At 51.6% G+C, this 25593-nt stretch carries 32 protein-coding genes and 1 pseudogene; 21 read left to right on the forward strand and 12 right to left on the reverse strand.

The annotated features are described in order from the left end of the window. Positions 1–4 precede the first annotated feature (4 nt). From JRN21_09820 to JRN21_09835, 4 genes are all read left to right on the forward strand, one after another. A complete protein-coding gene (locus JRN21_09820) occupies positions 5–247 on the forward strand; it encodes a hypothetical protein (protein MDG6989597.1) in 243 nt (80 codons plus the stop codon). A 55-nt stretch (positions 248–302) separates the two neighbouring features. Then, on the forward strand, positions 303–869 hold the full coding sequence (locus JRN21_09825; protein MDG6989598.1) for a hypothetical protein: 567 nt from the start codon (positions 303–305) through the stop codon (positions 867–869). Then, positions 866–1126 (forward strand): hypothetical protein, encoded by a 261-nt coding sequence (locus JRN21_09830; protein MDG6989599.1) that lies wholly within the window; start codon positions 866–868, stop codon positions 1124–1126. The genes JRN21_09825 and JRN21_09830 overlap by 4 nt, the downstream gene beginning before the upstream one ends. 1329 nt (positions 1127–2455) lie before the next feature. Next, entirely contained in the window at positions 2456–2638 is a 183-nt protein-coding gene (locus JRN21_09835; GenBank protein ID MDG6989600.1) for a hypothetical protein, read from the forward strand. A gap of 307 nt (positions 2639–2945) precedes the next feature. On the opposite strand, the gene JRN21_09840 is transcribed toward JRN21_09835, so the two are convergent. Both JRN21_09840 and JRN21_09845 read right to left on the reverse strand, forming a co-directional pair. Then, positions 2946–3800, reverse strand: coding sequence for a hypothetical protein (locus JRN21_09840; protein MDG6989601.1), 855 nt, complete (start codon positions 3798–3800; stop codon positions 2946–2948). Between the two features lie 347 nt (positions 3801–4147). Beyond that, entirely contained in the window at positions 4148–4399 is a 252-nt protein-coding gene (locus JRN21_09845) for a hypothetical protein (GenBank protein MDG6989602.1), read from the reverse strand. Positions 4400–4454: 55 nt separating this feature from the next. Between JRN21_09845 and JRN21_09850 the strand changes: the two genes are divergently transcribed. From JRN21_09850 to JRN21_09870, 5 genes are all read left to right on the forward strand, one after another. Further along, entirely contained in the window at positions 4455–4907 is a 453-nt protein-coding gene (locus JRN21_09850) for a hypothetical protein (protein ID MDG6989603.1), read from the forward strand. 417 nt (positions 4908–5324) lie between these two features. Further along, the gene (locus JRN21_09855; protein MDG6989604.1) at positions 5325–5600 is read left to right on the forward strand and encodes a hypothetical protein; all 276 of its coding nucleotides are present in this window, start codon (positions 5325–5327) and stop codon (positions 5598–5600) included. Positions 5601–6002: 402 nt separating this feature from the next. Continuing rightward, a complete protein-coding gene (locus tag JRN21_09860; protein ID MDG6989605.1) occupies positions 6003–6272 on the forward strand; it encodes a hypothetical protein in 270 nt (89 codons plus the stop codon). A gap of 129 nt (positions 6273–6401) precedes the next feature. After that, positions 6402–6602, forward strand: coding sequence for a hypothetical protein (locus JRN21_09865; protein MDG6989606.1), 201 nt, complete (start codon positions 6402–6404; stop codon positions 6600–6602). A gap of 171 nt (positions 6603–6773) precedes the next feature. Further along, a complete protein-coding gene (locus JRN21_09870; protein MDG6989607.1) occupies positions 6774–7205 on the forward strand; it encodes a DUF2304 domain-containing protein in 432 nt (143 codons plus the stop codon). Between the two features lie 686 nt (positions 7206–7891). Here the strand turns inward: JRN21_09870 and JRN21_09875 are convergent. Continuing rightward, positions 7892–8614 carry a ZIP family metal transporter gene (locus JRN21_09875; GenBank protein ID MDG6989608.1) on the reverse strand — a complete coding sequence of 241 codons (723 nt, stop codon included), beginning with the start codon at positions 8612–8614 and terminating at the stop codon, positions 7892–7894. Between the two features lie 599 nt (positions 8615–9213). On the opposite strand from JRN21_09875, the gene JRN21_09880 reads away from it, so the two are divergent. Then, complete coding sequence (locus JRN21_09880) at positions 9214–9705, forward strand: NUDIX domain-containing protein (protein ID MDG6989609.1); 492 nt, start codon at positions 9214–9216, stop codon at positions 9703–9705. Here the strand turns inward: JRN21_09880 and JRN21_09885 are convergent. Continuing rightward, a complete protein-coding gene (locus tag JRN21_09885; protein MDG6989610.1) occupies positions 9702–10412 on the reverse strand; it encodes an endonuclease/exonuclease/phosphatase family protein in 711 nt (236 codons plus the stop codon). The two genes, JRN21_09880 and JRN21_09885, sit on opposite strands and share 4 nt — an antisense overlap. A gap of 409 nt (positions 10413–10821) precedes the next feature. On the opposite strand from JRN21_09885, the gene JRN21_09890 reads away from it, so the two are divergent. From JRN21_09890 to JRN21_09905, 4 genes are all read left to right on the forward strand, one after another. Next, on the forward strand, positions 10822–11142 hold the full coding sequence (locus JRN21_09890) for a hypothetical protein (protein MDG6989611.1): 321 nt from the start codon (positions 10822–10824) through the stop codon (positions 11140–11142). Between the two features lie 486 nt (positions 11143–11628). Further along, positions 11629–12189: a hypothetical protein gene (locus JRN21_09895; GenBank protein MDG6989612.1), complete on the forward strand. Its 561-nt coding sequence runs from the start codon at positions 11629–11631 to the stop codon at positions 12187–12189. Between the two features lie 52 nt (positions 12190–12241). Then, positions 12242–13225: a hypothetical protein gene (locus tag JRN21_09900; GenBank protein ID MDG6989613.1), complete on the forward strand. Its 984-nt coding sequence runs from the start codon at positions 12242–12244 to the stop codon at positions 13223–13225. A 141-nt stretch (positions 13226–13366) separates the two neighbouring features. Beyond that, positions 13367–13723, forward strand: a complete 357-nt coding sequence (locus JRN21_09905) for a hypothetical protein (protein MDG6989614.1) — start codon at positions 13367–13369, stop codon at positions 13721–13723. A gap of 43 nt (positions 13724–13766) precedes the next feature. Here the strand turns inward: JRN21_09905 and JRN21_09910 are convergent, their stop codons facing one another. Further along, positions 13767–14564: a 4-vinyl reductase gene (locus JRN21_09910; GenBank protein MDG6989615.1), complete on the reverse strand. Its 798-nt coding sequence runs from the start codon at positions 14562–14564 to the stop codon at positions 13767–13769. A 55-nt stretch (positions 14565–14619) separates the two neighbouring features. After that, positions 14620–14994: a hypothetical protein gene (locus JRN21_09915; protein MDG6989616.1), complete on the reverse strand. Its 375-nt coding sequence runs from the start codon at positions 14992–14994 to the stop codon at positions 14620–14622. 109 nt (positions 14995–15103) lie between these two features. On the opposite strand from JRN21_09915, the gene JRN21_09920 reads away from it, so the two are divergent. After that, positions 15104–15541 (forward strand): NUDIX domain-containing protein, encoded by a 438-nt coding sequence (locus JRN21_09920; GenBank protein ID MDG6989617.1) that lies wholly within the window; start codon positions 15104–15106, stop codon positions 15539–15541. Positions 15542–15586: 45 nt separating this feature from the next. Here the strand turns inward: JRN21_09920 and JRN21_09925 are convergent, their stop codons facing one another. Then, positions 15587–16486, reverse strand: coding sequence for a site-2 protease family protein (locus JRN21_09925; protein ID MDG6989618.1), 900 nt, complete (start codon positions 16484–16486; stop codon positions 15587–15589). A gap of 457 nt (positions 16487–16943) precedes the next feature. Between JRN21_09925 and JRN21_09930 the strand changes: the two genes are divergently transcribed. Next, positions 16944–17357 carry a hypothetical protein gene (locus tag JRN21_09930; GenBank protein ID MDG6989619.1) on the forward strand — a complete coding sequence of 138 codons (414 nt, stop codon included), beginning with the start codon at positions 16944–16946 and terminating at the stop codon, positions 17355–17357. A 9-nt stretch (positions 17358–17366) separates the two neighbouring features. On the opposite strand, the gene JRN21_09935 is transcribed toward JRN21_09930, so the two are convergent. After that, positions 17367–17621, reverse strand: coding sequence for a SemiSWEET transporter (locus JRN21_09935; GenBank protein MDG6989620.1), 255 nt, complete (start codon positions 17619–17621; stop codon positions 17367–17369). 114 nt (positions 17622–17735) lie between these two features. Between JRN21_09935 and JRN21_09940 the strand changes: the two genes are divergently transcribed. Then, positions 17736–18086 (forward strand): hypothetical protein, encoded by a 351-nt coding sequence (locus JRN21_09940; protein MDG6989621.1) that lies wholly within the window; start codon positions 17736–17738, stop codon positions 18084–18086. A gap of 481 nt (positions 18087–18567) precedes the next feature. Here JRN21_09940 and JRN21_09945 read toward each other — a convergent pair whose 3' ends face one another. Further along, positions 18568–18963 carry a DUF4326 domain-containing protein gene (locus JRN21_09945; protein MDG6989622.1) on the reverse strand — a complete coding sequence of 132 codons (396 nt, stop codon included), beginning with the start codon at positions 18961–18963 and terminating at the stop codon, positions 18568–18570. A gap of 367 nt (positions 18964–19330) precedes the next feature. Between JRN21_09945 and tnpA the strand changes: the two genes are divergently transcribed. Both tnpA and JRN21_09955 read left to right on the forward strand, forming a co-directional pair. Next, positions 19331–19729: an IS200/IS605 family transposase gene (tnpA, locus tag JRN21_09950; GenBank protein ID MDG6989623.1), complete on the forward strand. Its 399-nt coding sequence runs from the start codon at positions 19331–19333 to the stop codon at positions 19727–19729. 47 nt (positions 19730–19776) lie between these two features. Continuing rightward, positions 19777–20780: pseudogene (locus JRN21_09955) on the forward strand (transposase). A gap of 24 nt (positions 20781–20804) precedes the next feature. Here the strand turns inward: JRN21_09955 and JRN21_09960 are convergent. Together JRN21_09960 and JRN21_09965 are read right to left on the reverse strand one after the other, a co-directional pair. Beyond that, positions 20805–23210 carry a hypothetical protein gene (locus tag JRN21_09960; protein ID MDG6989624.1) on the reverse strand — a complete coding sequence of 802 codons (2406 nt, stop codon included), beginning with the start codon at positions 23208–23210 and terminating at the stop codon, positions 20805–20807. A 99-nt stretch (positions 23211–23309) separates the two neighbouring features. Next, positions 23310–23609, reverse strand: a complete 300-nt coding sequence (locus JRN21_09965) for a hypothetical protein (protein MDG6989625.1) — start codon at positions 23607–23609, stop codon at positions 23310–23312. A 171-nt stretch (positions 23610–23780) separates the two neighbouring features. Between JRN21_09965 and JRN21_09970 the strand changes: the two genes are divergently transcribed. Together JRN21_09970 and JRN21_09975 are read left to right on the forward strand one after the other, a co-directional pair. Beyond that, entirely contained in the window at positions 23781–23999 is a 219-nt protein-coding gene (locus JRN21_09970; GenBank protein ID MDG6989626.1) for a hypothetical protein, read from the forward strand. A 220-nt stretch (positions 24000–24219) separates the two neighbouring features. Then, positions 24220–24609 (forward strand): hypothetical protein, encoded by a 390-nt coding sequence (locus JRN21_09975; protein MDG6989627.1) that lies wholly within the window; start codon positions 24220–24222, stop codon positions 24607–24609. A 239-nt stretch (positions 24610–24848) separates the two neighbouring features. On the opposite strand, the gene JRN21_09980 is transcribed toward JRN21_09975, so the two are convergent. Beyond that, positions 24849–25592: a hypothetical protein gene (locus tag JRN21_09980; protein MDG6989628.1), complete on the reverse strand. Its 744-nt coding sequence runs from the start codon at positions 25590–25592 to the stop codon at positions 24849–24851. Position 25593: the final 1 nt, after the last annotated feature.

The following is a 25593-nucleotide window of genomic DNA, read 5'->3' on the forward strand; positions in this document are numbered from 1 at the left end:
AAAGTTGAGAGACATCATAAGTCGAGACGTACGAGGAGAGAACTGCTACGTTATGTACGGAGAGTGCGGTGCAGACGGGAGTGTCTATGCCGACAGCCCAGAAGAAGCCATAGAGAAAACTGCCAAGGCCTTCGGCCGCACCTTCAGTTATATCGAAAGACGATACGAACCGTTCGGAACGAAGGCAAAAACAACCATTCCAGAACGCCAAAGCCTTCTCAAAGAATCGATATACTACAATACGTGACCAGATGCGCATGAAGCCTCAGGCACAATATGAAATGTGACAATTGGTGAACAGTTTGGCAGAATCAAAGAAAGAGTCAATCGAAAAGCAATTAGCAGAACTCGAAGCAAACGCCAGAGCCGCAGTGAAAGCCAGAAACTTTGACGAAGAACTAAGAATAGACGCACAAATATCAGAGCTGAGAAAGGCATTGACGCACGAACTCCCACGGGCAAACCGGCGGCTCACGTCAGAAGACTGGAAGAAGATAGAAACAGAGGGACCAACAGCAGGACGAATTGCCTGGGGCGGGTTCTGGGAGATGCGCAAATCCGACAGCGGACCACAGCGATACCACTTCACATGCTCATGGTCGCAGTCTTTACAAGACGCGATTGCTGAATTTATGGGCAGAACAGGATCACACGGGTGGTACGCCCTGATCTGGCGATACGAAGACACCCGCGGCCCACTACCCAGACCATACACGATGTGGACAGAACACGAGAAGCTCAAGCACTTCTACATCTGCGGCGTCGTCGATGGCACCGACGGCAAACTATTCAAATTCCCGCGCCTCATCGACCTCTATAATGCCAAAGACTACGCCCTGGAGCTCCTCCGTAAGGAAGGAAGACTATGACAACCGAACCAGATGAGAGCCCGCCCCCGGGCGCAAAGAAAACCGGACCCCACCGCTACACTGTGATAATGGGCAAAGAACTGATAGATGTCGAAGACCTAGGACCAAACACCATACCACGATACACAGCAACTGACGAGAGCGGCCGGACATTCTTTCACGACCAACTCACTTTCATTATAACACCGCCCCCAAGCAAAATGCCACAAAAACCCTACACCGTTAAGGACCCTAGTACCCTGCTGCAGCTCCTATAGTGTTCGGCAACTGTCGTATAATCATACATACACAACGACAAGTAACGAATGAGTGAAAGCATGATAAGAGTGCCCAACAGGATATGTGAAAAAATTGCAAGGAGGACACTTCGCCCAGATAGACACGACATTTGCTGACCTGGTACCCGGGTTCGAAATCTACCAAGGATCAACCTACCACCGCATGAAGACCCTCAACCCCGCCCCCAAAAGGTGCGCCATCTGCAAACAGCATGCCAACCGCCCATACAGGGCAATCCTAGCACGCACCCCCGGGACCAACAGAGCCGGACGACAAAAGATCTACATCTGCGCAACAGACTACAAATCACGAACAGGACGCACACTATGCAGCTGCACCAGAACCTGAACGGCGGCAACCAACAGTCGACAGAGACGATGGTGAAAAATATGACCACACCATACTCTACAACCGACGATTTTGCACACGCCCGCACATACGCAAACGCCGAAGCACCCTACACCCCGAGAATGTCCCATGAAACACCATGGGACCTCTTCTCCCAAACAACCACACCACCCAGAGACCACACCACAAACCCCATACCCACCCCACCAGCCTGCCCTAGCAATGCGGACAACTCCTTGTCTACCCCCAATCCCAAGCCCGACACTATACACGTTTTACAAGTGTATACCAATCCCGTCAGAGCACCGCCCCGACACCCCAACCAAAACCAAGCCTTCAAATCCAAATCCCACTCTTGCTCCACATCCCTCTACCAACCCAAGCTTCACTCCAACCACACCCCAACAGTACTCCTCCCTCACCCCCCAATTATCGGTGCACCCCACCCCCAACACACATACACAATAGTCGAAGTCCCAACCCCCTCCGCTCGCTTATCGACGAACTACGAACGACCCACAAAGAGAGGTGTCGGAGAACGGCGTCCAGCCGGTCTCTGACTACGATAACCACCCCTACCACTACTACCCCCACTACCACCACACAACCCACCACTACCACCACCACACCAATCAAATACCAACAATACACCAACCAACAACACTAGTACACCCACCACTGACAATAGCTGAACTATACCACCACTACCACCCCAGTACTACCAATGCAAGGCGAAAGAATGGACTGTCCGCAGGGTTTGGGGGTTGTTTTGGGGTGGGTTGGGGGTTTGGGGGCGATTTTGGGGGTATCCGCAGGCTGGTGGGGGTACTGGGGTGGGTACTAGTAGGTAGGGGTGGGGTGAGTTGTGTTTCTTGGGGGGGGTCCTTTTGGGGTTTATGTTGTAGGGGGTGCCGTTATAATGAATTCGTCGTCATGACCTTGTAGGTGTGAGAACTAGAATGAGTACCCAGGTAGGGAATGGGAGGGATCAGAAGGTTGCCTACGGCCTAGCGGCGGGCATAGGCGGGGGTGCGGCCCTAGGCGTCCTAGGGGGGCCCATCGGTGTGCTCATCGGAGCGGTGGTTGGCGCCGTGGTCGGCGGAGCTGCCGGGGCCACAGCGGCAGCGGATACGAAGAAGTAGCGCGCTTCTTTGCCCTTCGATACGGCCGAGGGTCTGGTAGATGTATGGGGGGGAATTCCATGGAGTGCTCGATTGTGAAGGTGTTGGGGTGCCTGAGTTGCGGGTGCTTCTGGAGAGTTTCAGGGGGTATCTCGGGCAGAGTAGAGGACGCGGGGGCCTCGGGTGTGTTTTGACCGTCTAGGCGTACCTGATGGTGGCGCCTTCTAGTCTGCTTCCGATTAGTAGATTTGTCTTGTTGTTGGCGAGCTGCGGTCCGCACGTGTCGCAGACGCTCTCCATGGTGGTGTTGAGTGGTTCGATCACGGTGTCATATACTGCCGAGCCGGCGTCGGTGTATCCCTTGTGGCAAATGGGGCAGCCGAGATACGGTCCTCTGTCCTGTTCTTCCGACTTCACTCAATTTGACCCTCGAATTGAACGGAAGCTTGTCTTTCCAGACTACTCTAACAGAGGGGGATGCTGTGGCTACCACGACCTCCTTCTGGTAGTCGCGGAAGTACTTGACCTCCCTGACGACGTCTTCCCAGAACCCCATGAAGGGCTTTGGTGTGGCGATTGCCATATCTGCGCGGCCGATCGGCATGCCTGACTCGCGGTGAAATGCGAAGTAGGCTCTCGCGCCGTTGATGTAAGCTGGGACGGCTCTGAAGAGCACTTGTATATCGTTAGTGAAGTCGGCATGGTCGATGCAAGCGGCGAGATACTTCGAAAGCCATTCTTTCGCCGGGGTCTCGATGGCGTGCACTGCAGCGTTGTTCCTGCGGACGAGGCCCGCATCTATGAGCCTTGAGGCACCCCAGTAGACGCTGCGCCTGCTCGAGCCGAGTTCCTTCGCCAGCTCGCCGGGCCGCACTTCGGGGTTCAACACCGTGGCCAGGAAGAGCGTGTAAGCCCCTTTGCGGCCAAGGGCAGACCTGGCTTCCTCGTCGACCAGCTCGGGGAGTTCGGCCAGCCAGGCATTCAGCGATGTTTCGACTAACTTGCCGCGCCCGTCTAGAACGCCGTCATCCCTCAGGCGCCTCTTGACTACGTAGAAGTGATTGCTGTACTTCGAGTAACCCAGGCTCTGGACGATGGACGAACCTACTCTACCGCTCTGCCTGCCACGGAGCTTGTAGAACATTCTGATTTCGTCTGCATATCGGATTTGATCGTAAAGCATTCTGTGCAATAACGGTGGGGATAACATATAAGCACGCCCCAGTATTATTGCACAACTTGGTTGTTTCGAGCGCTCGCAGGTGCTGCCAGACCTCGAAGACAAGGTATTTGCTGTGATCCTCATCAGGTTCTTCTCAAGACTGTCTTGTTCTAGGTTCCCGGACGTCGGCAGGTTGTTCACCCACGCGTACTTGCCAGTGGTCCTTTGGGGCCCTCCAAGATATCCGGGTGCCACTTCTCGGCATTTTTTGCCCGCGGGTCAGTACTTTGAACGCTTCTATAGCTCCCTTTCAGTAAAGCCCAGTGCGCCCGCTCTACTGTCTCAGGACTTCCGTTACAGAACGTATACTACTTGTTAGGCCTTCGGAACTTGCCGATCTCCTGCTTGCTTCCAGGGTGGGTGTCCGGAGGCACTACCGTCAGTAGTAATGCCTTGAAGCTCTCCGCTGGCAGCACAAGATCTTCACGCCTCTGGTGTGGTGTCTCGCTCATTCCAAGCTCTTCCGACGCCCCTTGTGTATTATCTTTCTCATCGCCAGGAGAGGCCGGAGGGATCGCAATGGCATCATCTGTTAGATCAAGAGGCGGGTCGTATGTCAAACGGTAAAGACCAATGATTTGATATTTAAGCGCTGATTGAGTGTTATTAACTACCATGATACTAGCATGTGTGCGAAAGAAAATGCCTCGATCAAGAGTTGGAAGCGACATAATGCCAGCTATGGCAGCCAGCCTGCCAACCATGCTGCCGGCGGAAAGCGTGACTCCACTGAAATCCATTGGTGAAAAATTCGCCTTGAAGCGGGGCAACTCGAAAGGCCAGAAGTATTTGATGGCGGTGATGCAGGTTGTATCCGGCTATGCCTTGGCAGAGTTCAGCCGAATGGCCAAGGAAGATCCAGCCGGCGCCGAGCAGATGGCGAAGTCTCTGACTGTTCCCTTTGTAGTTCCTGTTGAAGGGCGGAAGGAGTATATGGTTCGCAGAGCACCCCTGAAGGAAGTCATAGAGTCCTTGAATGCCAGGGACGCAAATAACATCGGGAATCTATTCACACAAAAATACGCTTACAGGTTCTCTTCCTATCCGGAGAAGACCCACAAAGGCTAGGATAACAATTCATCAGCAAGACCCGCACGCAAGAACGGTATTCTTCTCCTAGGTCCTCATTTGATAACCGGCAGGCAGATGCCTTCTTCAATCCACCAGAGTCAGGGGCTTATATCCGGCTCTGAATTGCCAGGAAGGTCCACCTCGACAAGAAGATGAAGCGTGCTGTATTCGGGCTAGTCGGTTGAGACCCGCGGTAAGCGTCGGGCAAACGAAGAAACCGTAGAGTCTGAACACTGTAGCAGCGGGGCGGGGCTCAAGCGGGCGGCACCCACTTTCTCGGAAGTCTTTCTCACGGCGCTCCCCAACCTGTTTCCCTTGCTTTCTATGCTCGCGACCTGTTGCCATGTAATGAACCGTCGCCGCCCGAGTCTGGCAATCCTGGGCGCGCTTTTCGTAGCCCCGAGCCTCGTTTTGTTGTCAATGGGCGATTTCCACCCTGCTGTCTTGGACTTCATCCCATTTGTTTTGTTTGTCCTCTGGGCGGGAGCCAACGCGAAAGGCTACTGCCTGGCAAGTGAAGTTCTGTTCCTGACCATGTTCGTCGGTTTCATAGGGTTGGGGGTCGCGCTCCTTTCTGTTGCCTTGTACCTCCCAGGGGCGGTCACACTTGCGTCCTTCGTGGATATCACGATTATTCTAGAATATGAGAGCGAGAAACCAAATGGTAGGCAAGCCTGTGGGGTACATTGAGATCACTTTGTGGTACTAGATGATATTAGTTGACTCGAATGCTATTCATATCGTTCAGTAGTATGAGGTGAACTTACAGATATCTACGCCAATCATCAAGGTGATGAAGATGAACTTGAACTTGTTGGATCAACTACCTTCCACGTGTTGGCTGTGGTACTAGCCGTCTTCATTAGTGTGAACCATCAACAGTTCCTCTACGTCATCAGTGACTGTAGGGACGGATAAGCTCTTGACATCCTTGAGAAACTGAACGGAGAGCCAGGCCCCGGTGCGGCGCTAGGCAGCCCGTCGACCACCGAAGCTTTCGCAAAAGCCTTCCTCAGTTGAGGGAGTCTGACAGACCCGAGGTAGGATGCTTGTTTTGGGTTACGCTTAAAAGAAAATCTTCACTCTGGGTCCGTGCACGAACTTCGAGATGTTTTTACCGGGGTTGCGTTACTCACGATTATAGCCTTCCTGATAGGAGGTGGGCTTGCGCTGATCCTGTTCTCAAGCATAGCAGAGATCAGAATCGCCGAAGTTGGGAACGATGCATGGGTGTTCTGGTACTTCAGTCTGGGCTCGGGTGCTGTGGTCATCTCGCTCCAGTACCTACTCGGCGTCTCCGCCCAGGTGATTCAACAGCTTCTCACCAAAGAGAAGAAGAATTATCAGGGTCGCGAAGGGTAGCCAGCGCCGCCCTAGCTATGGGTGCAACCCTGGTCGGGCTGATTAAGAGAGGATCCATACTCCAGGTAGACGAAAGTGATGGGATGGTCGGTCTTAATAGCTGGGTGTGTGATTATAGGCGAGAGCAAGATGAGCGCAATCAAGGAAGTTCTTAGTTTCCTGAGAAACATCCCCGAATCATTGGACCAGGCCAAAGCAAACACATATGGAATCTACTCCATGAGTTCACGAGAAAGGGCGAGGGCCGCCGAAAGATTGCAGGCAGAAGCCAGCGCGTTGGGTGCCAACTCTGCGGCCTCACGAGAAAGGATAAACGTCAACGAAAGGTAGCGGTCCAATCTCCGCCATTCCAGTAATCAAGATTTTCCTCCTGTAAAGGCGAAGTTCATGAATGCTGCGTAGAGCTGTTGGGTTCGATACGATCATGTTCGTGTGTGGTTCTAGTATTTCTGTGTTTTAAGCTGATGTGCTTGTCAGTGGTGAATGACATATATCTCAAGTATGAAAGCGATATTCATTGGAACGGCACTAGGTATAATGGGAGAGATAGCTGGCTACCTCGGTTATTTCATAGTGTCTGTCATCGCATTCGTTTTCTCATTCATGTTCTTTGCATGGATCACCATTTCAACAATTATGAGAGCAAGGCGCGAACAATCACAGCAAAACCTTACATCACGAGAATTGGCACTGCTGAGAGCTGAACCGGTTCAAACGTATAGTCAAGGTGATACAGTGTACGAAAAGTTACGCCCAAAGCTAGAGAAAGAAAGTTTTGGCAAGATCGTAGCAATAGATGTCAGCAAAGGAGATGTCGCTGGTGTTGGGGACACAGTAGAAGAAGCATACGAGAACGCGAGATCTAACCGTCCAGAAGTCGTACAATTCCATTTCCGCCGAGTGGGAAATAGCTTCGTTGATAGCTTCGGCTGAGAACCAGCGGCACCAACACTGAAGATCAGATAACGCGGGACGTAGTCGAGACCTACGTGGACGTGAGTCCTTCCGCGTTCGGATCGCGGCGGCGCCGCACGTCCGATTCACTAACAACCCCTTCTCAGGCGTCGATGATCAAGGGGGAAACCCTCCTGTCGTCCTCCAGAGGGGTATGCAGCCCGTACTAGGGAACTGAGACTCAACAGTAACACTGCAATTCCGGCGCGTTCCGTCCTGGGGCGTGCCTCTATTGTAGCGGTTGGGTGGTAACAATCTCACTGGTGCACCGCATAAGCGCTTTTCAACCACCAGGAACTATTGCCGTGGGTATCCTGCATTGAACGCGTATGCTAGTATGAGGAAGGAAGACACTGATGATTGTGAGCTCGTCCACAAGCTGGTTGACAAGTATGGTGGGTGGTGCACGAACTGTGGCTACGAGAGACACAGGGAAGAGACTATCATAAGCTGATGTATCTAGTCCGGTGCGTCTCTTGCTGGCGATTTACCGCCTCTCGTTTGAAAGCGAGACCGAAATGGACTTCGTTAGTTGATTAGGTCTTGGTTCTGGCTGATATACTCGTCAATGTGTTAAAATTGTATTAATTTGGTAGACAGAGCCTGGATAGTACCTGATGGATAATGCTAGTTGAGAGCGCCGTGCCGCTTCTTGTTGGGGTATGTCAAGCGAAGCGGGTAACAGCGAAAATGACTGCCGCCCCGAGCATAGTCAGTCCTATCATTCTCCATGACTTTTCATGTGTGTGCGCTTCGGGAAGGAGGTCGCTGGCACCTATGCTGAGGAATTCTCCTGCAAAGAATGCAAGTATGTACGAAAGTGCCACTGACGATGCCGGGACCATGAAACTTGCCAGGACGCCTATCATAGGGGCTATGGCGTCGGCCTCGAGAAAGCGTTTTGCGGCCCCCTTTGTGTTGCCGTGCCTGAGCATCATGGTGGTAGTGTTGAGCCCATCAGAAAAGTCGTGGGCGATGACAGCAAAAGCTACCAGAGCTCCTACAGCATAGCTAACTTGGAAACCGAACCCTATGCCGACTCCGTCGAAGAAACTATGAAGGACCATCGTCCCTGCGCCTACCTTTCCCATGACTGGGGCTGGCTGTTCGTGCATTGCCCTTGCGTGGTTGTGCGCAGCTATCCCCCTCTGGATCACGTGGTAGTACAGGAACCCCACCATGGTAGCCACTAGTACCCAGTTGGTTGACCCCAGGTTCATTCCTATGGCGGTCGGAAGGAGGTCAAAGAACGCGATGCTGACCAGAGCCCCGCCCGCGAATGCAATGAAGAGAAAGAGGTCCCGACCATGCTTTAGGGCTAGATACCCGCCGAACATAGTTGAGAAGAAGGTGGCGGCCGCTACGAGTATCGGTATGATGCCCGCCATCAAAATCATATCGGCGGCGACCTTTTAACACGCCAAAGGAGTCTCTGCCATCGATTTCTGACTTTACGTTCACATTAGGGGCGGCCTTGGCGTTCCTCTACCATGCGCTCTATCTAGCCACAACCGGCTCAATGACAACGCCTGAATCGGCGAGCCGTGTGTAGTGGTACGACGTTGTCGGCTGCCTGAAAAAGCCAGGCAGCTACCTGCCTACTTTAACCGCCAGGTTTGTTGACGCCCAATTCCGCCGCTTCGTGCATTGCTCTGAACGTGTTGTAAGCCTTGATATCATTGACCTTCTCTTCAAGCCATCTTATCTTGCAGCGCGCACAATACATGCTGCTTGAGATGCTGTCGGGGCGGCCATCAGTGTACCAGGTCTCCACGAACCGTCGTATAACCAGACGGCCTCCGCACTTGATGCATTTAGGTCTCTTTTTCTGTTGTACTGCCGGCAATGCCAATCTCTCATTGGAAATCGGTAATAAGGACCCAGCATCTAGCACCTGCATATTCATGCCTTGTATGTGGGCATAATCATGCAGGGACCTGTTTTCTGGTGCCAGAGTGACGGGTTCCGCTTTTATGGGGGTGTGCACATGTTTGCCATGGATATCAGCGCCGAACCAGTGCTTATGGTTGGTGTTATCATCGCTCGAGAGGACGGCAAACTACTCATCCACAAGTCAGAAAACTGGCGTGGTAAGTACACGTTCCCAGGGGGAAAGGTGATGTATGGGGAGACGTTAGAGGAAGCTGTGATCAGAACGGCCCAGGAAGAGACCGGGATAACTGTAGCTGATCCAAAGCTCCTTCTTGTGATGGAGATGATAGACGATCCGGAGAGTTCAGCTCGTTCGAGTCATATAGTCGGCTTTGGTTTCACATGCACTGTAGGTCTGATGCCTGGCAAGAGACTTGAAACAGCCGTATCATTTGAATGGGCGGACGCGCATGAAGCGGAGAAAATGGACATGGTCACATGGGCCCGAAAGGCTCTTGAGAAATATACGAGCGGCAACACCAGGCTCCAGTTCGGGAGCAGAGTCGCCCGTGATCTGAAAGATGCCATCGACATGGAGCCTGACTAGCAGTCGACTTCTATCAGAAGCGGCAAGTGATCAGAGACGACGTCCGGAAGTACTTCGAACTTCTTCACATAGAGGTCGGGCGACGTGAATACATAATCATTGATGAGCCCGTGTGGATCTTTGGCTGAAAGCAAAGATCTCGTTGTTGTCACATTGTTCTCTTTGACGAGATTGCGCATCTTTGCCTCAAGTATCCTGGTCCCCTCAAGCTCTGGCTTCAGATTGAGGTCACCCACCAGCAACTTCTTTCCATGCAACCTCTCGAGGAGCGCCAGCCATCTACGTGACTGGGCAGCCCTTTCAAGACAGTCGCCGTATATCCCCCAAATGAACGCCCCATGAGTATTGGCTACCAGGAGTCCATTGGGAAGCTTCGCCCATTGCAGCCTTACGCTCTGAGACATTGTTGCCCCGGTCCCTAGCAGATTCTCGTTAGTTATGGCATCCAATACCTTTGATTCACCATAACCTGCTAAGCTTATCCCCTTCCGGAAGAAGATAGCGAGGCGGCCGCCATTATCGATATACTCCGTTGATGGTACACCGGAGAAGTCAGGGAGAGCTTTCTGTATCCGCTGGTAGAGGTCATAGACAGGTGCTTTTCCCCCATGCTTCTCCATTACTTTCACAGCGTCAGGCGTGGCGGTCCGCGGTTCCATGAGGACCTCCTGGAAGCAAAACATGTCCACAGACTCTGATTGCTTCATTAAGAACGGCTCGAGCTTATCATAAGCGAAGCCGAGCCAAGCGTTGAGCGATATGATACGCACATTAACCTAGGTGCCGGTTGATAAAAAGCAGTCATACGATAGAGCCGTGTTTGGCGGAACACATCCGCACCAGCACGCTTTACCCACGTTTCTTTTTGATTACATCCAGCAGTCAAAGCAAAACGGGTTGTCTTCGAGTTAACTTCCCGCACGAATAACAGAGAGGCTAGTAGCCAAGCAGGTGGAGCATGTATACGGTTATCGTGCCTATCGCGAAATAGAGGAGCCACATGATGTATGCGTGGTTGCTTGCTGGCAAGATACCCTTAGAGTTGGCCAGAGAATAAAAGACCCCCTCCACAGCAAGAATTGTCCGTTTTATGCTCATGTGAAGTCTTTGGGGAGAATGAGGCTCGCGGTCGGCGTCTTTCGTTTGGTATTTGCGTATTCCCTGTTGGCCGGCCTCTTACTCGCAAGCTCAGAAGTAATTCTCGGGATTATGGCGATAGGAATAGTTCTCCCCTTCGAGGGGTACTCTTTCTTGCTGGCAAAGCGGTTGCCCCCCACTGAAGCACAGGACCAAGCAGCAGTAGCAGTGTTCAGTGGTGGGCTCGTTCTTGCAGTCTACGGGGTATTCCTCGTCCAGGCGGAAGCCTGGTTATCTCTTGGATCCATGTTCATGGCTGGTGTGCTTATCTGCTGTGGTATATGGTGGCACCTAAGATGAGGACAGGGATGGAGGCGCGGATGTGATGAATTGGTTAAGCACACTGATGAGAATATGGAACGAGCTAGAGGAAGTGATGAATTTGGCCTTGAGAAGCCGAGCTGCGCTCTTCGTACTCACGGGGATTTCCTTGGCTGCAATTGCGGCTCTGCTATTTTCACCCCTACCGGGGGTCCGCGACTTGGCAACAACGTTCTTCGTGCCTGTTGGTGTGTGCATTGTATTACTTGTAGCGCTTACTGACATATTCGATCGTAGAATCAACGCCCAGGACAGTAACTAGTATCTCTTCCAGAGGCTCACTTCGGGCATGACCTGCCCTTGCATCCTCTCTTCCTGCTCCATGCCCGGATAGAGCCTGAACCTGAAGACGCACCTCAACAACTCCTAGATTCTTTCTACAATTCAGGGCTATTTTCATTCCAGGGCTGAAGCGCCTGGGACTTCACTCGTCCCTCGTTAAATTCCTGTCTGACGGCTGCTTAGGTGAGCAGAGAAGAAAAGGAACCTCAATGGTTAAGCGCACTGATAAGAACATGGAACCAGCTAGAATCATCCAGCGAGGGAAGGAAGCTGTTCGGGGGCTACCTTGTGAAACTCGGCTTCTCAAGATCGTCCAGTGGTAGCTTCAAAGACGCTTACATCAGCCATGACAAGCAACTGGTCATAAAATGGGACCTGTTACCTGAGAAGAACAAGACAAGAGAGCATACCTGGACCGAATTCGTGACGTGGCGCAATGCCCCGGAGAGCAAGCGGAAGTACCTCGCGCCTGTGATCAGATACAGCAATGGACTGATGCTCCAGACAATGGTCAGAGAGTGTGGTGAACAATGCAGCAGCAAGATGAAGGTCATGTTATTGGCATCGATGTTGAAGACATCTCATTGGTACCATCATGGTCATGTTGGTGTGTCGACAAAATTCTTCGATTATGATAGCGTAGGGTTGATAGACGATGATGTTGCCGTTGTGAAGGCATTAGAAAGCGAAGTCCAGGAGAACACTTCCGCCGGCAGGATACGTGCGCCCCCAATAGGCTGTTGAAGGTACTGCCCAACTGATAGCAGCTTAAATTAGTACATGTCCCTCAAATACGATGACCCGAAGGCACGGCCGGTTTTACTGCCTCTCGCACGTCGATGACATCGATGGCGTGTCGTCAGCGGCTCTCGTCAAGGCTGCAACAGGCGCGGAAATCAAACTAACCGACTACGACAACTTCCTGGCAGACCTCCAGAACGTCCCTTCATCAATCACAGGGCTGGTGATATGTGACATAGGCTTCGACGAAGCAGTGGCTGACAGGGCTCTTGGCATACTTGGCAGAGTGCGCAAGAAATGTCCAGTCATCTATATAGACCATCACAGTCTGAACCCTAAACTTAGGTCGCGCCTTGAAAGTGTAACCGAGCTCGTCTGGGATGATAGAGAATGCGCTTCGACCCTCACATATACAAGATTCGCCAACAGCCTAGGGAGAGATTACAAACGTCTGGCAGCATACGGAGCGGTAACTGATTACAGAGACCAATCACCGACAGCAAAGAGGATCCTGGAAGTCATGAGCAGGCATACAGTATTTCTTGAAGCTACGCTTCTTTCCAATGCACTCACCGAAACGCCATCGTCTGCGATGGATCTTGTTGACGCGCTATCAAGTGGAAAGAGGCCAGCACAGATCCCCGGGGTCATGGACCATGCTATGGCACAACTTTCAAAGGCAGCTGCCAATGAACAGTATGTAGCTGGTCATGGTAGTAAGAGCGGGAGAATAGGATGGGTAAAGGTTGGTAAGACTGACCATCCTTCGGTTTTCTCTACCATTGTCGAAGGGATATTGGATGTCAGCGTTGGTATTGCGTACAAAGAGAAGCAGGAAGGCTGGTATGACATCAGTATGAGAAGCACAGACGATATGAAGTTCCATCTGGGCGAGGTGGTAGGGAAGTTCTGCGCCAAGAACGGGTGGGCAGGTGGCGGGCATACGCATGCTGCTGGGTGCAAAATCCCGAAAGAGAAACTGAGTGCGCTGTTGTATCTCCTTGATTCTATGGCTATTGCAGCCTGGGCGCGTCGTTAGGTCATGTAATGTGCCTGTTTTGACCATATCAACCTGTTTCAAGCGTTTTATACTGTTTCAACTGCAAAACGGTCGCTTTCATAATCGAAATGATACCAGAAAACCTCCCGCCCTTAATAATCCAATCACCGGTATCTACAAATGCCAAGAAAGCCGGCGGGTGCCCCCGCACATCAGCCTGTTGCTGCGATAGTCTACAAGCTCAACGTCAGCGAAGGATATCTTTCCGCGTTGCATGGCTTCCTCACACCAATAATGGAAGTATACATCCCATCGTTGAAGATTGCATTCAACACAGACTTCGGGAAGTTGCATGTAATCACTGAGGTGGACCATAGGTATGATGACGCCAAGGTTATTTCAAAGATTTCGGTCAATCCAGCTCTCGTTTATCTGCTGTCTTCGTACCTCGATGCGGAAGAGAAGATCTCAAAATACTCGGAAGAGCTCTTAGTGAAGTTACGGCCCAAGTCCCGGCATGGCAAGAAAATGAGTTAGCTGATTGCGGGACCCGAAGCGCAGCAGAATCTGGACCTACGATCTATTGCTGATTTTGTCCGCTAACTGGATTTCCGAAGTCAAGCAAGAACTTGCATTCATTGTCGCCCTTTGCGGCGCATGCGATCTCCTTTATGCTGATCAGCTTTCCTACTGTCGGCTCCATAAACCCTGTGAGCATACCTCTCATGAAGTTACATATGCCCTGGTCAGCCTTTCGCCCTGCACATTCGAAACACTCTGAAATAGTTATGTGAGTGCCGCCCGGTTCGACATCTGGTACCCCCCATCCTCCGGCTGAAAGCAGCATCAGGGCATAGACCCATGTCTCAAGCATCTTCTCAGCCCCTGTAACGTCCGTGAGGAATCTGCTGAGGTCGCTGCCATATGCGTACCCACTGTTGTAGAGGAGCATGTCGCCTTGCTTGCCAAGCATGGACCTGATCCCTGAGAACATGTTCAGAACAGCTTTTTGTCTCATGAATATGCCCCGCTGCCCGCCCCATATCACCGGGAATGCCAGAGTGTCAACAAGTGCCCCGGCTTTTCCTGCTACTACGTTGACGTTGATCGTATAGCCTGTCTTCCTTAACTCGGTTTCAAGCTTTCCAGCCGAGAGCGTCGTATTCTCGAGGACCGCGAATGCATTGAATATGGCACGCCCATTTCCATATACAGAGTGCACGTCTATGTGCTTGAAGTTGACGCCAAGCCTGGCAGCGGCGACCTGCAGCTCAGCAGAACGACCGACCGTATCGACTATTGCCACTATCTGTACCTGACTAACAGTGGGATCATAACGGCCGATCATTACCTCCTTAGGAAACTTGCCTGCAACCACCGGCCGACTTTGGTGAACAGGCCCTTAAAAAATCTCCGACACAGCCCCATGGCCACTATAACGGGGATGATACATGAATCTGTTCCCTGTCTCGGTATAGGGTCTCTGCCGCGTCTTCTATCAGGCGCGCTTGCTGGAGATACATATCTTTCTCAGCTCCAGTTGACTCTGCAGCTCTGCTTTCCAGATACCTTGCCACCTTCTTACCTTCTACACTCCCTATCCGCCCATTAGTTTTATCGTAAATGCTTGCCCCATCCACAATCCAGGATATCGACCATTGACGGAGTTTAGCCTCGGCTTCCAGTACACAAACCAGCATGCTGTAATCATACTGCGCATTGTACGACCGCATCATACTAGAGTGTAGCTTATTTGGCAAAGCCAACGGCGTTGCGCGAGTCTCAAGATCATCAATTATCTTGTCCAAGACCGCGATTTCTCGTTTGTTGTAACGCCTTGTCATAGAGGGACCACCGGACACCTACTTGTCATATTATACGCTTACCTGCTTATTTATAACCACAAACTAGCCATATGTGAACAAGGGACCAGAAGTTGTAGTCGCCGGGATAGTTTCACGCGATGGCGTAATACTCATGACCCAGAGCCACAAGTGGAATGACAAGTATTCAATACCTGGGGGGCATGTGGAAAATGGAGAGACTGTTTTCCAGGCCCTGAAACGCGAAATGAAGGAAGAAACAGGTATTGACATAATATCTGCCGACCTGATTGCAATAGGCGACTTCATCCCTGAAGAGTATTACCAAAACAAGCATTTTGTAGCATTATTGTTCAGATGCTACCCGCTGCAGTTAGCTGATGTCAAGATCAACGAAGAAGCTTACAAGTACGAGTGGGTGCCAATCGACGCGGCCAAGGACTACCCGCTAACGGGCCCCAGTGCACTGGCACTGAAAAAGATGTTCGGCCCAGTTATAGAACATTACGAAGAAAAGCAGGCGCATGCCTAGATTACTTATTGGTACTCCCCACTGGTGCCAGGCGCGCCGCACGCGTTACATCGCATACGGAACGAGTATAACAGCAAGTATGAGAGAGATCACAGCTATGTTGACAAGCCTTGTCACGATGCTCAACCCCTTGTCGTTCAGTCTGGAACCGGCAACCGCCCTGACCCATATTTTGAACGCCTGACCCCCATCGAATATAGGTATCGGAAGCGCATTGAATATCGCCAAGCTGAAGTTGAGAAAGAACAACCAGTAGAACAGGTTCGCAAGGGGCACAAGCATACCACCCAGTGGAGAGGTGTATGATCCTGCCAGGGCCGCAGAGTAAGGCGTCATCGGCTGGCAGAGCGACAGGGTGGGGATGCATAGGTACAGGAGAGGGTTGTGCCAAAGAGCCGACGAGTACCTCGACGCTGTCGCAGACAGCAGCGCGTAGTTGGCATTCCCGACAACAGGAGTCATGGTCGACACGACACCCACAAGGGCAAGAAGACTTAGCATTCCGATTACCAGATTGTCACCTACGCCAGCCGCAAGGATACGCAAAGAAGCAGCTGGCCTCGCGGCCTTCATTGCTACTTCGTCAACTTCAACGAACGCGCCTATAGGTATGCACAGAAACATGATCAGCCCAGCAGACTTCACAGGTACCCCCAGGCTCCTGGCCACTATACCATGCGCCGCTTCATGCGTTACTAACCCTACTACAAGTGCCAGCCAACCATACACCAGCGGCAAGTACGGGTTGAGCCCCGGTATAGCCAGGTTAGCAAGCGGCCCTACGGCCCTCACTGACGTGGCAGCTTCTACCCCCCTTGATGTTAGCAGAAGGACGCCAAGCTCAGAAGCGAAGAGCAACACGCCCGCAGCAGCCGCCAGAGGCAGGATGTAGAGCATGATCCAACTGAACCTGCTGACAGCCCGGCTCTTGCCTATGCGGTCCATTGTGGAAATAAACCTATGTGTTCGCAAGAGAACCAAACCGTACTGGAACTCGATACGCTTGAAACTAGGTTCACCGGCACCGGTATCTGGCAAATTCATAGTAGATGTCACAAGAGACATAAAAGCGACCACCGGCAGCCAAGCTCCATAGAGTATACAGGCTGAATGGCACAAATCAAGCTCCTTTCCATCATTCAGGCTGAAATAGCGCTGAAACAGGTCTTTGGCGCCACAAACAAGCTACTTCCATGGTGCAGGAGACCACTTGGGTTGGACACAGGTACGATAACGTCACCCCCAGAAGCAGTGTCAGATTTTCACCCACCTCCTGAGGTTGCCGTCAGGATGGAGACCTGCAATTTGACCTCTGTTGTAAGTTTGGAGAGAGATTCGGGTTTATTTCGTTGATAGGCGCTGTGCGCAGCCCGCGTTAAATAATCACAACCACCCCCTTGGTATGAAGCCCGTAGAAGTGGTTATCATGCCCAACAAGGGCTTCGAGGAGCGGTTCACCCCCTCCGTGGTCAAGTTCCTGCAAAGGCAGCTTGCAGCACGATTTGATGAGGTCCTAGAGGCGGTCGCCATCATAAAGAAGAGAGATAGGTGGTCAATCCGCATAGTGTGGGACGACGAGGCTCCAGAAGTTCATGACAAAAGAGCATCAGTAATCTACTGGGCGGTGATAGACAGTCCTGTAAGGATCAGGTGTATGATAGGAAGTTTCAACACGTACAAGGGAGTAGACGAGGAGGTCTATGTCGCAGAGTTCACCATGCCGGGCCTTGGAAAGAGCAGGCGGAAGCCAGGGCCAAAGGCGCATGTCCACGACCCGTCTTCGCTGCTGGCCCTGATTGACACAAGAGCGACGTAACCCCTGATGTCAACCAAAGCGAAGCTTGAGCGACAGAATCATAGAAGCGAAGACGACACTGAACCCATTGGCAATTATAATCGGGATTGACCAAATGGCAAGACCGTAGACAAGCCAGATGGCAAACCCGATGGCGAGAAGCACGTACATCTGAAGAGATATGTCATTGGTCTTCTTGGTCTTCCAAGCTCTCCAAAACTGCGGGACTGATGAGTAAGTTGTCAAAACTGCTGCAACAAGCCCTAGTAATGTGATGAAAAACATAGTACAGGACGGGGGCACCCAATTTAAGCCGCTAGCATGTTTTGTGCAGCAGGTACCGCCCTGCAGACAGCTGGTATCTGCTCTTTTTATTCTTCATTGCATGTTTATCTAAAGATGCCGTCGATACTTACCACAAAGATAGCAGCGTCAGTTGTGATAGTAAGCGTGTGCGCGTGCCTTGCCGCTCTGATCAGTACCAACGTGAACGTTTACTACCTCTCTTTCTGTCTGGGGTTCTGCGGCCTCCTGGCAGTGCACGAAACGGCAGATTCGGCCCCAAGGGACTACACAAAGAACCCGATAACACAGGAAGAGATCGCCCTCGCGAAAGCTACAGAGAAGAAAAGCATAGTGGACACGCTCGTAAACCACCTCGAATCCGAGGCCCACGAGTACAAAGACTGTGACCCATGTCCAGTACCTATCTTGATAACTCAGCTGAAGGTGCTAGAACCCTCCCAGTAATCAGGCAGCAACCAGACAGTGGCATAGCAGTTTAGAGATCAATGACAACATTACTTCATACAACCAATAATATGCATACCCAAATACTGATAGAACTACAAATCAAATTTCAAACTAATGCCACTACAGTAGGAGCACCAAAGCTCTCAGGGGATGCTGTGTCTCGGCAAATACGTCGTCGTTGCTCTTGTCTTTTCGATCTCTTCTGTTCCCGTATCATAAACAACAGATCATGATAATATATAAGTCGTGATCGGCAATCATAATTGATTCTCGCGGAATCACGAGAAAGGTAGAACAGCTCCGGTTCAATGCAAGGGAATAGAAGTATGTTCCTGCGACCGGCACTAATCTCGCCTTCAGAATGTCGTTACCCCCATTTCTGACCCACGTGTTAGACCATTAACTTGAATTCCGTCTAATTAGTAGACGAAGATTCGGTATTGTACCTAATTCTCCTTAATGCGCCCTGTTTGCCTGGCTACTTCGACATAGCAGTAGCTGTTCTGCTCGGGGGACTGTTTGCAAGGTCCAAAACGACGTCTCCATGGCACGCTTCATCGATCTTGCAGAAGCATGCGACGTTCTTTCCACGCCACGGTTCCAGCCACCCTGGATCATGCTTCAGCTTCACAGCAGCATACATCCTGTAGAGTTGGACGCTTTCTTCTCGCGTGTGCCCATGGATCCCCTTCACTTTGTTGCAATCACACCCCTCAAGCTTGTACGGGTTGCCTGCTTTCGTCGTCCTGTCTATTCTCTTCGTGTTGGGCGGGAGTTTGAACCCCTTCTGCCGCAACATCCTTACTCTGAAGGGGTACTTTGGGGTAACCCGGAGTACCGGGCAATTAGAACCCCCGCACGGTATGATGCTCATAGTCAGCACTATCTCCCCTCCCGCGGTCCGTGTGCCTAGGTCAAGTCCCCACCAATGGTTGCGGCAGCCGCAGGTCGGGTTACAGTACTTGCAATTGTACTCGCTGCCAAAGTAACCCATATGTGCGTGCGGGGTAGACATCAATATCGCCATAGAACATGTTCCAATCCTATAAGACCGCAGGAGCTCAGACCAGAACTATAGCCACGAGTACAGCTGCTGCGATGACTATTGGAGCCAAGATCTTCATTCGGCGGGACCTTTTCTTGCGCTGCACATTAGCAATGGGGCAGCGGGAAACCCCACGGCTTTAGTCGTGGGATGAGAGCGAGGGTGCTTATTAGATGTAACGTCTTTATCTAATGATATGTCGAAGGGATACACCAGGGCTGCGACGAAGGTCCATTTCATGCATTACCACTTCGTTTGGAGCCCGAAGTACCGAAGGCCTGTCCTGGTCGGGAATGTCGAGACCAGGCTGAAGGGCCTGATATTGGAGAAGGCGATCGAATTGGGGTGCACCATTATAGCGCTCGAGGTTATGCCGGATCATGTGCACTTGTTCCTTCAGGCGGACCCCACGATTTCACCCAACAAGATAGTCGGGATGATAAAGGGCTACAGCTCAAGAGTTCTTCGAAAGGAGTTCCCAGAGCTCCGTTCCAGGCTCCCGACGCTTTGGACCAGGTCGTACTTCGTCTCGACCCACGGGCATGTTTCTTCAGACACGATAAAGCGGTATGTGGAGGAGCAGAAGAGCGTTTGATCACATACAAGTTCAGACTCTACCCGACTAGGACACAGGCGCGGTTGATGGGCGACACGATGGAAACCTGCAGGCGGCTCTATAACGACCTCCTCGACAACAGGATGCGGACGGGGGCCAAAGCATTCGAACAGAAGAGGGCGCTCACCGCTTTTCGCCAGGATAACAAGTTCCTATCAGCCGTTCATTCCCAGGTTCTACAGGACGTTGTCTTCCGACTCGACAAGGCATACAGCAGCTTCTTCACTGGCCGTGGAAGATACCCCAAGTTCAAACGGAAAGGCAGATATAACTCGTTCATGTATCCGCAGATCGGTGGGTTCAAGGTTGCTGGGGAAAAACTCAGACTTTCGAAGATTGGGCTCGTCAGGGCGAAATTCCATCGTCATCTTGAAGGCAGACCAAAGACCTGCACCATCGTCAGAGACATCGACCAGTGGTATGCCTGCATTTCCGCAGAGACTGAACCTGTCAAAGTTGAGTCACAAGCAGACAAACCGGTTGGCGTAGACCTTGGCGTGATTATTCGAGAAAGAAGAAGGGTTCGAAGAACAGGGAGAAGGCCAAGGTCTTGCTCGCCAAGACTTGGAGGAAGGTCAGGAACCAGAGGCTGGACGCCGCGCACAAGGTTTCTACTGCTCTGGCGTCCGAATATTCGGTAATCATCTTCGAGGACCTGAAAATTATGAACATGGTGAAGAACCACAATCTGGCATCAGCAATAATGGATGCCTCTTGGGGCCAACTACGCCGACTGACTGCCTACAAGGCAGAAAGGCGTGGTGGACGAGTGATACTCGTCAACCCAAGCGGGACATCGCAGAAATGCTCAGGATGCGGGATCATGGTTCCGAAAGGACTGGGTGAAAGGACACACTCGTGCCCGAGCTGCAATCTCGTCCTTGACAGGGACGTGAATGCGGCACGTAACATACTGGCTGCGGGCCTGGAACAGGCCCATGTAGAGGGGCAACCTCTGCTTGTCCAACGAAGGCGGATAAGCAAGTTTGCCCCTGTGAAGCAAGAAGCCAATGCCTTCAGGCATTGGTAGTTCACTTCGATACCTGGGCGCGACCTACTTGGTATCTATAATCTTCCCCTCTGATTCCACGAACAACTTGTCTCTGGTACCCTTGGCAGTACTTAGCCGACGCTTGTCAGTAGACATGACCACACCCGAGAGGACGTCGGGGCGTGAGACCTTGTGGGCGTACCAATCGGTCAGACCCTTTGCGGCGACGGCAACATCGTTGGCAAACTTCTCAAATGACGTGTAGTGCCCATAGTAGTCCCGGGACCTGCCCCACTCGGTATCAGGCCTCTGGTAGTAATGCATGACATTGTCAGAGAGGAAGTAGGACTCCGGTATGCGGGACTTGAAGCAGCTGTTGCAGATCGGGATATACCCCGTCAACCGCGGCTTGCTGTTTTGCCCGATCTCTAGACCGCTCGGTACATACTTACCCTCCTTCTCACTGTATGTGCTCTTCTCCTCAATTGTCCTGAACCATGGATCGCGAATAAGATCAACCGGGTCAATATCCTCTAAAATCGTGTTGCCAGTATACGCTTCGTTCTGGAGGTGGAAGTGGTCGATGAACTCCTTCGGCACCTGGCTCTGCTCCAACCCGAAGAATGCGCAGAACTGCAGCCAATCGTTGAAATCAAGGCTGACGACGCTCTTCCAGGTGTTCTTGTCGCATACCGGGCATTTAGTGGGGACGCTCGTGGTGCGGCCGACATCTACCTTGCGGTGCCAGTGCTCCCAACTTCTGTGCCCCGACTCCCTCGTGCAGAACAACTCCCTACCATCGTCTGCAGTCCACTTGTAGCCGCACAAGACGTGGTGGGGGACGTAATCGTAAAGCTTGCCAGTCTTTGTGAGGACAACCGTGAGCTGATCTTTGGACTCGCCTACAGGACCATGGTGTATGCCGACCACCGGGGTCTTTACTACAGTTGGTTCGGTGATCGCATGTTTCTCCTGCAATTCCTTGGCTGTAGTGGCGGGAGAGACGCTTTCGAAGTGCTTGCCTGCAATCCAAATTCCGCCGAAGTCTGGGTGTACCTTGACAGGATACTCGGAGTTCCTGTTCTCCAACGCCTTCGCCAGCAGCGCTTCAAGGTCCTGGGACCTTATGAAGTCGTTCCACCACTTGTAGACCCGGTCATGATTGGCCTTCCAGTCGTCCCAGAGGAGCTTCTCGATGGCACTAGCTATGTTTTCTCTCTGTTTGAACGCAACGACCTGTTCAACGTACTTGCGATCACCAAGTACTGTAGGAAGACTGATGGTGGCAGGCACTATGCTTTTGACCTGTTCCCCGTACTTCCTTATCAGGTACGAGCTGGCATCCCCAGAGCTGCTGAAGCTATCGCTATACTTACCAGTCTTCACCCTCTCCTTGACTTCTATCTGAGCTGACTTATCCTCAAGGGCCTTCAGAACCGTGGCAGTTGATGTTCCCTCAGGGATCTCTTTCTTTTGCTCGGCAGTCTGTATGTAATCAGCCACATGATACAGAAAGATCTGCAACCATGCGCCCAGAGCCGGCTCCTTTGCGAATATCGCCTGCAACGAGCCTCTCATGAACACCTTTTGCTCCCTCAATACCATGGCGCTTGCATTAGACGGGCGTCTCTCACCAAGAAGTATCTTGAACGGAAGCCAAACGTGCTTGAATTTATCGTCTAGATACATGCCAGGGTTCCTGTCACCGTGGGTGTTGTCAAGGTTGAGCCTCCTATCCCCGGCATCGAGTATGTACACAGTGTCCTTCCAGAGGAAGAACAAGAAGATGTTAGACTTCCACCCACGTTTCTTGTTCCTGACGAATGTCACCATTATCGACTGCGGAAGAGGATTCTTGGATGCCTTCAGGTATTCAACAAGTGCTTCAGGGTTATCGATCTCAAGTATCTGGTCGAAGACCTGAAAGCCGCCGGTGGCACTTGTCTTTATACTACCCATCTTCATAACATGGAATTGGTCATACCTGCCTGTCCCCACCTTTACCTTGACGGCGTCGTAAATGGCGTCTAGAACACCCTTCTTGTTGATAGGCTCCAGCCACTTCTTTACAACATCATAACCCTCGGCTCCAGAGGTTACCATTTCCAACAACTCGGCACGCTGCTCCTTACTCAGCTTGTTGAGCCCGGCTACAGGAACATAAATTGATTCTATTGAGAGGCTGCCCCTACTCAACGTCGCTATCACATTATTGACGAGGTATATCCCCCTGATCAGCGTCTGCCAGGGCTTATGCTCACTGAGCGCGACAACTTCCTCCATCTCATCCTTAGCTATGAGTTCCGCCATCGAACCTTTGAACCAGTTCTTCCCCTTCCACTTCTCGTAAGCTTCAACATGGTACTGGTTCTGCAACTGATATAGAGCAAAGAGGTCATCGACAGCCTTCATGATCTCGGGCGGCGCAAGTACGTACGCCTTCATATCAATCGGTTTGTCTTCAGGCATCTACCTCTCACACCCAACCGAAGAGAGCACACAAACCCCCAAGCCTAGCCCGCATGAGAAAACCACCGTCACTTACCATCCTCCAACTGTTCAACGCAATCAATGAGATCGCCCGAGGGGACCCCCAAACTGAAACCTCGTCGCCCAGACGATCAAGCCATCCAACTCATCCATATTGAAAGCATACGCATGCCCACCCTGCCCAACAGCTACCATCAGACCCACTTTGACAAGAACAGCAACGGCCCGCTTTACTGACTTGTAGTCCAACTCTGTCGACTCAACAAGCATAGGAATCGTCTGGCTCATATTGCCGACAATAAGCACCTGATCGAGAACCCTTCCCAAAGAGCTGCGAAAGACCGTCTCGAGCGGCCCTGGATTGTCTCTAAGCTTCAACTATGACATAGACCATACTGAGTATTTAACAAACTGGAAAAAACTCCAATATCTTGACATTATACCATCCCGCTAATCATGTTGCCCAAACATAGTAATGGATTGCATGCTGTATAGCCATAGTGCTGTAATGCCGTAATGCTTAAATAATAAAATCGTTCTATTATATCCATGCAACGAAAAGTTGCAATCAGTAGCGACGGAAGCCATGATTCCAGGCCAGCGGACCTGAAGAAAGCGACGTTTCGGCTCCCACCCGCACTTCTGAAGGCAGTACAGCACTACGCCGTCGACCACGACATGAGCGACCAAACGGTCTTCATAGAGGCCCTGAAAGCGTACCTACAACTGCCAACGAAAGACAAAGAGAACGGAGCAAAGAAGATATGAAGCAAGAGATGGAGACGCCAGTAGAACCGAAGACGGCAAAAGAGCGGCATTGCGAAAGTCCATACCACCGACACAGAACGGTAGCTATGGGAGCCGAGTTCGACGAGTGCGAGCAAGGTGGCGAACATGTGTTCAAAGGAATCCCGCGGCAACTGATCGGCGACAAGATGCCCTATTACAACTGCGTGAAATGCAGCAAAGCCGCCGTGATCATGTACAGGTGCGTGAGATAGAGATGGAGACCAAACAACACGTCTCCGTCTCTCCCACGTCACTATTTGTAACAGAGAAGACAATGGACCTCATCTACACTGCCTACCAGGGATACAGAACATCAATCGGTTTCATAGACCCTCGAACATGCCTCGCATACACCGTAGAATATATCCCTGACAACGAACCGGCATGGACCATATGTGACATCAGGGGGCAGAATGACCTCATCAGGATCCTAGCACACCTATCACGCAACGGGTGGACCCTCGAGCTGAAAGGCCTAAGAGAAGACCACACCTGGGAAAGGTTCGGATTCCCAAAACTCACCTACGACAAGAGACTGAAGATGATCAGCAAGATGCTCAAATCAGCCAAGGCAATAGAAGCCAGATAAGAAATCGGAAGCAACTGCTTGCCCGGGAGTATAGAAATGATAGAGTGCTAAAACCACTTTGGACTCTGGGCAGTAATGTACGATGCTGCCAGAGAATAGTAACTGGCCGCATTCCGATTTTCGACGTAACATTTTTTCTGGATACACGTTACGTCGAAAATTCTATCAGTTGTTGGCTTGCACCTGGGGCAAAACCGCTCCTGCTGTAGCGCGCTGGCGGCACATTGTTTCCTGTGGTGTCACGCCAGCACATTGCGTATGTCTTCAAAGATCGCTCTTGTCTTCTCTGGGAGTGCAGCTAGTTCCTTACTTCGTCGCTCTGTTGCAACTGCTTTCCGCGGGTTGGCGAGAAGCTGCTCGAGTTCTTCAATGTTGTTGCGCATTTCTGTTGTCTGCTTTGTAATATATCGCGACGCGTATCCGTAAAAGGCCCCTGATGCGTTAGATCGTTCTGTCATTGCCGTGGTGTACGCGGTTTTGTACAGTTGGTAATCTGGGTCATTGGATTCGTAGAGTCTGATCAGGTTATGCGCAATGTTCTGAATGTCGCTGTCCAGCAATATGCTTGTGTCCACATTTGCCATTATTGATTTCAGCACACGTTCTCGTATGTTGGTTGTGGGTTTTTGTTTGCCTGCCCTCTTGAAGTACGGGCTAGATTCGTCTGTAATGACCTTACTCCTGGCTCTGGCATATATCTCGTCGCGGGCTTTCCCTGCAGCCGCCAGTTTGTTTTCTGCATCGTGCATTGCTGTTTCCATGGCTGTGAACTTCTTGTCCTCTGTCATCATGCGGACTAGTTCGGCGTTGTGTGTGTCGACATTAGCGAGCTCTTCCCGGAGCGTTGCGATGCGCTGTCTGAGTATCACCAGTTCTGCTCGATCCGCGTTTGCGTTCGCGTGGTTACCACTGCGTCTGCTTTCTATGCCTGTGCTGATTGTGCCCCTATGGTATTCAGGGGCCTTGTCAGGCTCTTTCTTCATC

This window comes from Nitrososphaerota archaeon, from assembly GCA_029785825.1.
Taxonomy (GTDB): domain Archaea; phylum Thermoproteota; class Nitrososphaeria; order Nitrososphaerales; family Gagatemarchaeaceae; genus UBA183.

Bases quoted from the DNA above. Each gene is read 5' to 3' on its own strand.
- tnpA (MDG6989623.1), top strand. From the start codon at position 19,331: ATGTCGAAGGGATACACCAGGGCTGCGACGAAGGTCCATTTCATGCAT.
- JRN21_09865 (MDG6989606.1), top strand. From the start codon at position 6,402: ATGAGCGCAATCAAGGAAGTTCTTAGTTTCCTGAGAAACATCCCCGAA.
- JRN21_09885 (MDG6989610.1), bottom strand. From the start codon at position 10,412: ATGAAGCAATCAGAGTCTGTGGACATGTTTTGCTTCCAGGAGGTCCTC.
- JRN21_09970 (MDG6989626.1), top strand. From the start codon at position 23,781: ATGCAACGAAAAGTTGCAATCAGTAGCGACGGAAGCCATGATTCCAGG.
- JRN21_09850 (MDG6989603.1), top strand. From the start codon at position 4,455: ATGATACTAGCATGTGTGCGAAAGAAAATGCCTCGATCAAGAGTTGGA.
- JRN21_09835 (MDG6989600.1), top strand. From the start codon at position 2,456: ATGAGTACCCAGGTAGGGAATGGGAGGGATCAGAAGGTTGCCTACGGC.
- JRN21_09880 (MDG6989609.1), top strand. From the start codon at position 9,214: ATGTTTGCCATGGATATCAGCGCCGAACCAGTGCTTATGGTTGGTGTT.
- JRN21_09930 (MDG6989619.1), top strand. From the start codon at position 16,944: ATGAAGCCCGTAGAAGTGGTTATCATGCCCAACAAGGGCTTCGAGGAG.
- JRN21_09925 (MDG6989618.1), bottom strand. From the start codon at position 16,486: ATGGACCGCATAGGCAAGAGCCGGGCTGTCAGCAGGTTCAGTTGGATC.
- JRN21_09935 (MDG6989620.1), bottom strand. From the start codon at position 17,621: ATGTTTTTCATCACATTACTAGGGCTTGTTGCAGCAGTTTTGACAACT.
- JRN21_09980 (MDG6989628.1), bottom strand. From the start codon at position 25,592: ATGAAGAAAGAGCCTGACAAGGCCCCTGAATACCATAGGGGCACAATC.
- JRN21_09900 (MDG6989613.1), top strand. From the start codon at position 12,242: ATGACCCGAAGGCACGGCCGGTTTTACTGCCTCTCGCACGTCGATGAC.
- JRN21_09960 (MDG6989624.1), bottom strand. From the start codon at position 23,210: ATGCCTGAAGACAAACCGATTGATATGAAGGCGTACGTACTTGCGCCG.
- JRN21_09905 (MDG6989614.1), top strand. From the start codon at position 13,367: ATGCCAAGAAAGCCGGCGGGTGCCCCCGCACATCAGCCTGTTGCTGCG.
- JRN21_09945 (MDG6989622.1), bottom strand. From the start codon at position 18,963: ATGAGCATCATACCGTGCGGGGGTTCTAATTGCCCGGTACTCCGGGTT.
- JRN21_09830 (MDG6989599.1), top strand. From the start codon at position 866: ATGACAACCGAACCAGATGAGAGCCCGCCCCCGGGCGCAAAGAAAACC.
- JRN21_09940 (MDG6989621.1), top strand. From the start codon at position 17,736: ATGCCGTCGATACTTACCACAAAGATAGCAGCGTCAGTTGTGATAGTA.
- JRN21_09840 (MDG6989601.1), bottom strand. From the start codon at position 3,800: ATGCTTTACGATCAAATCCGATATGCAGACGAAATCAGAATGTTCTAC.
- JRN21_09870 (MDG6989607.1), top strand. From the start codon at position 6,774: ATGAAAGCGATATTCATTGGAACGGCACTAGGTATAATGGGAGAGATA.
- JRN21_09890 (MDG6989611.1), top strand. From the start codon at position 10,822: ATGAGGCTCGCGGTCGGCGTCTTTCGTTTGGTATTTGCGTATTCCCTG.
- JRN21_09875 (MDG6989608.1), bottom strand. From the start codon at position 8,614: ATGGCGGGCATCATACCGATACTCGTAGCGGCCGCCACCTTCTTCTCA.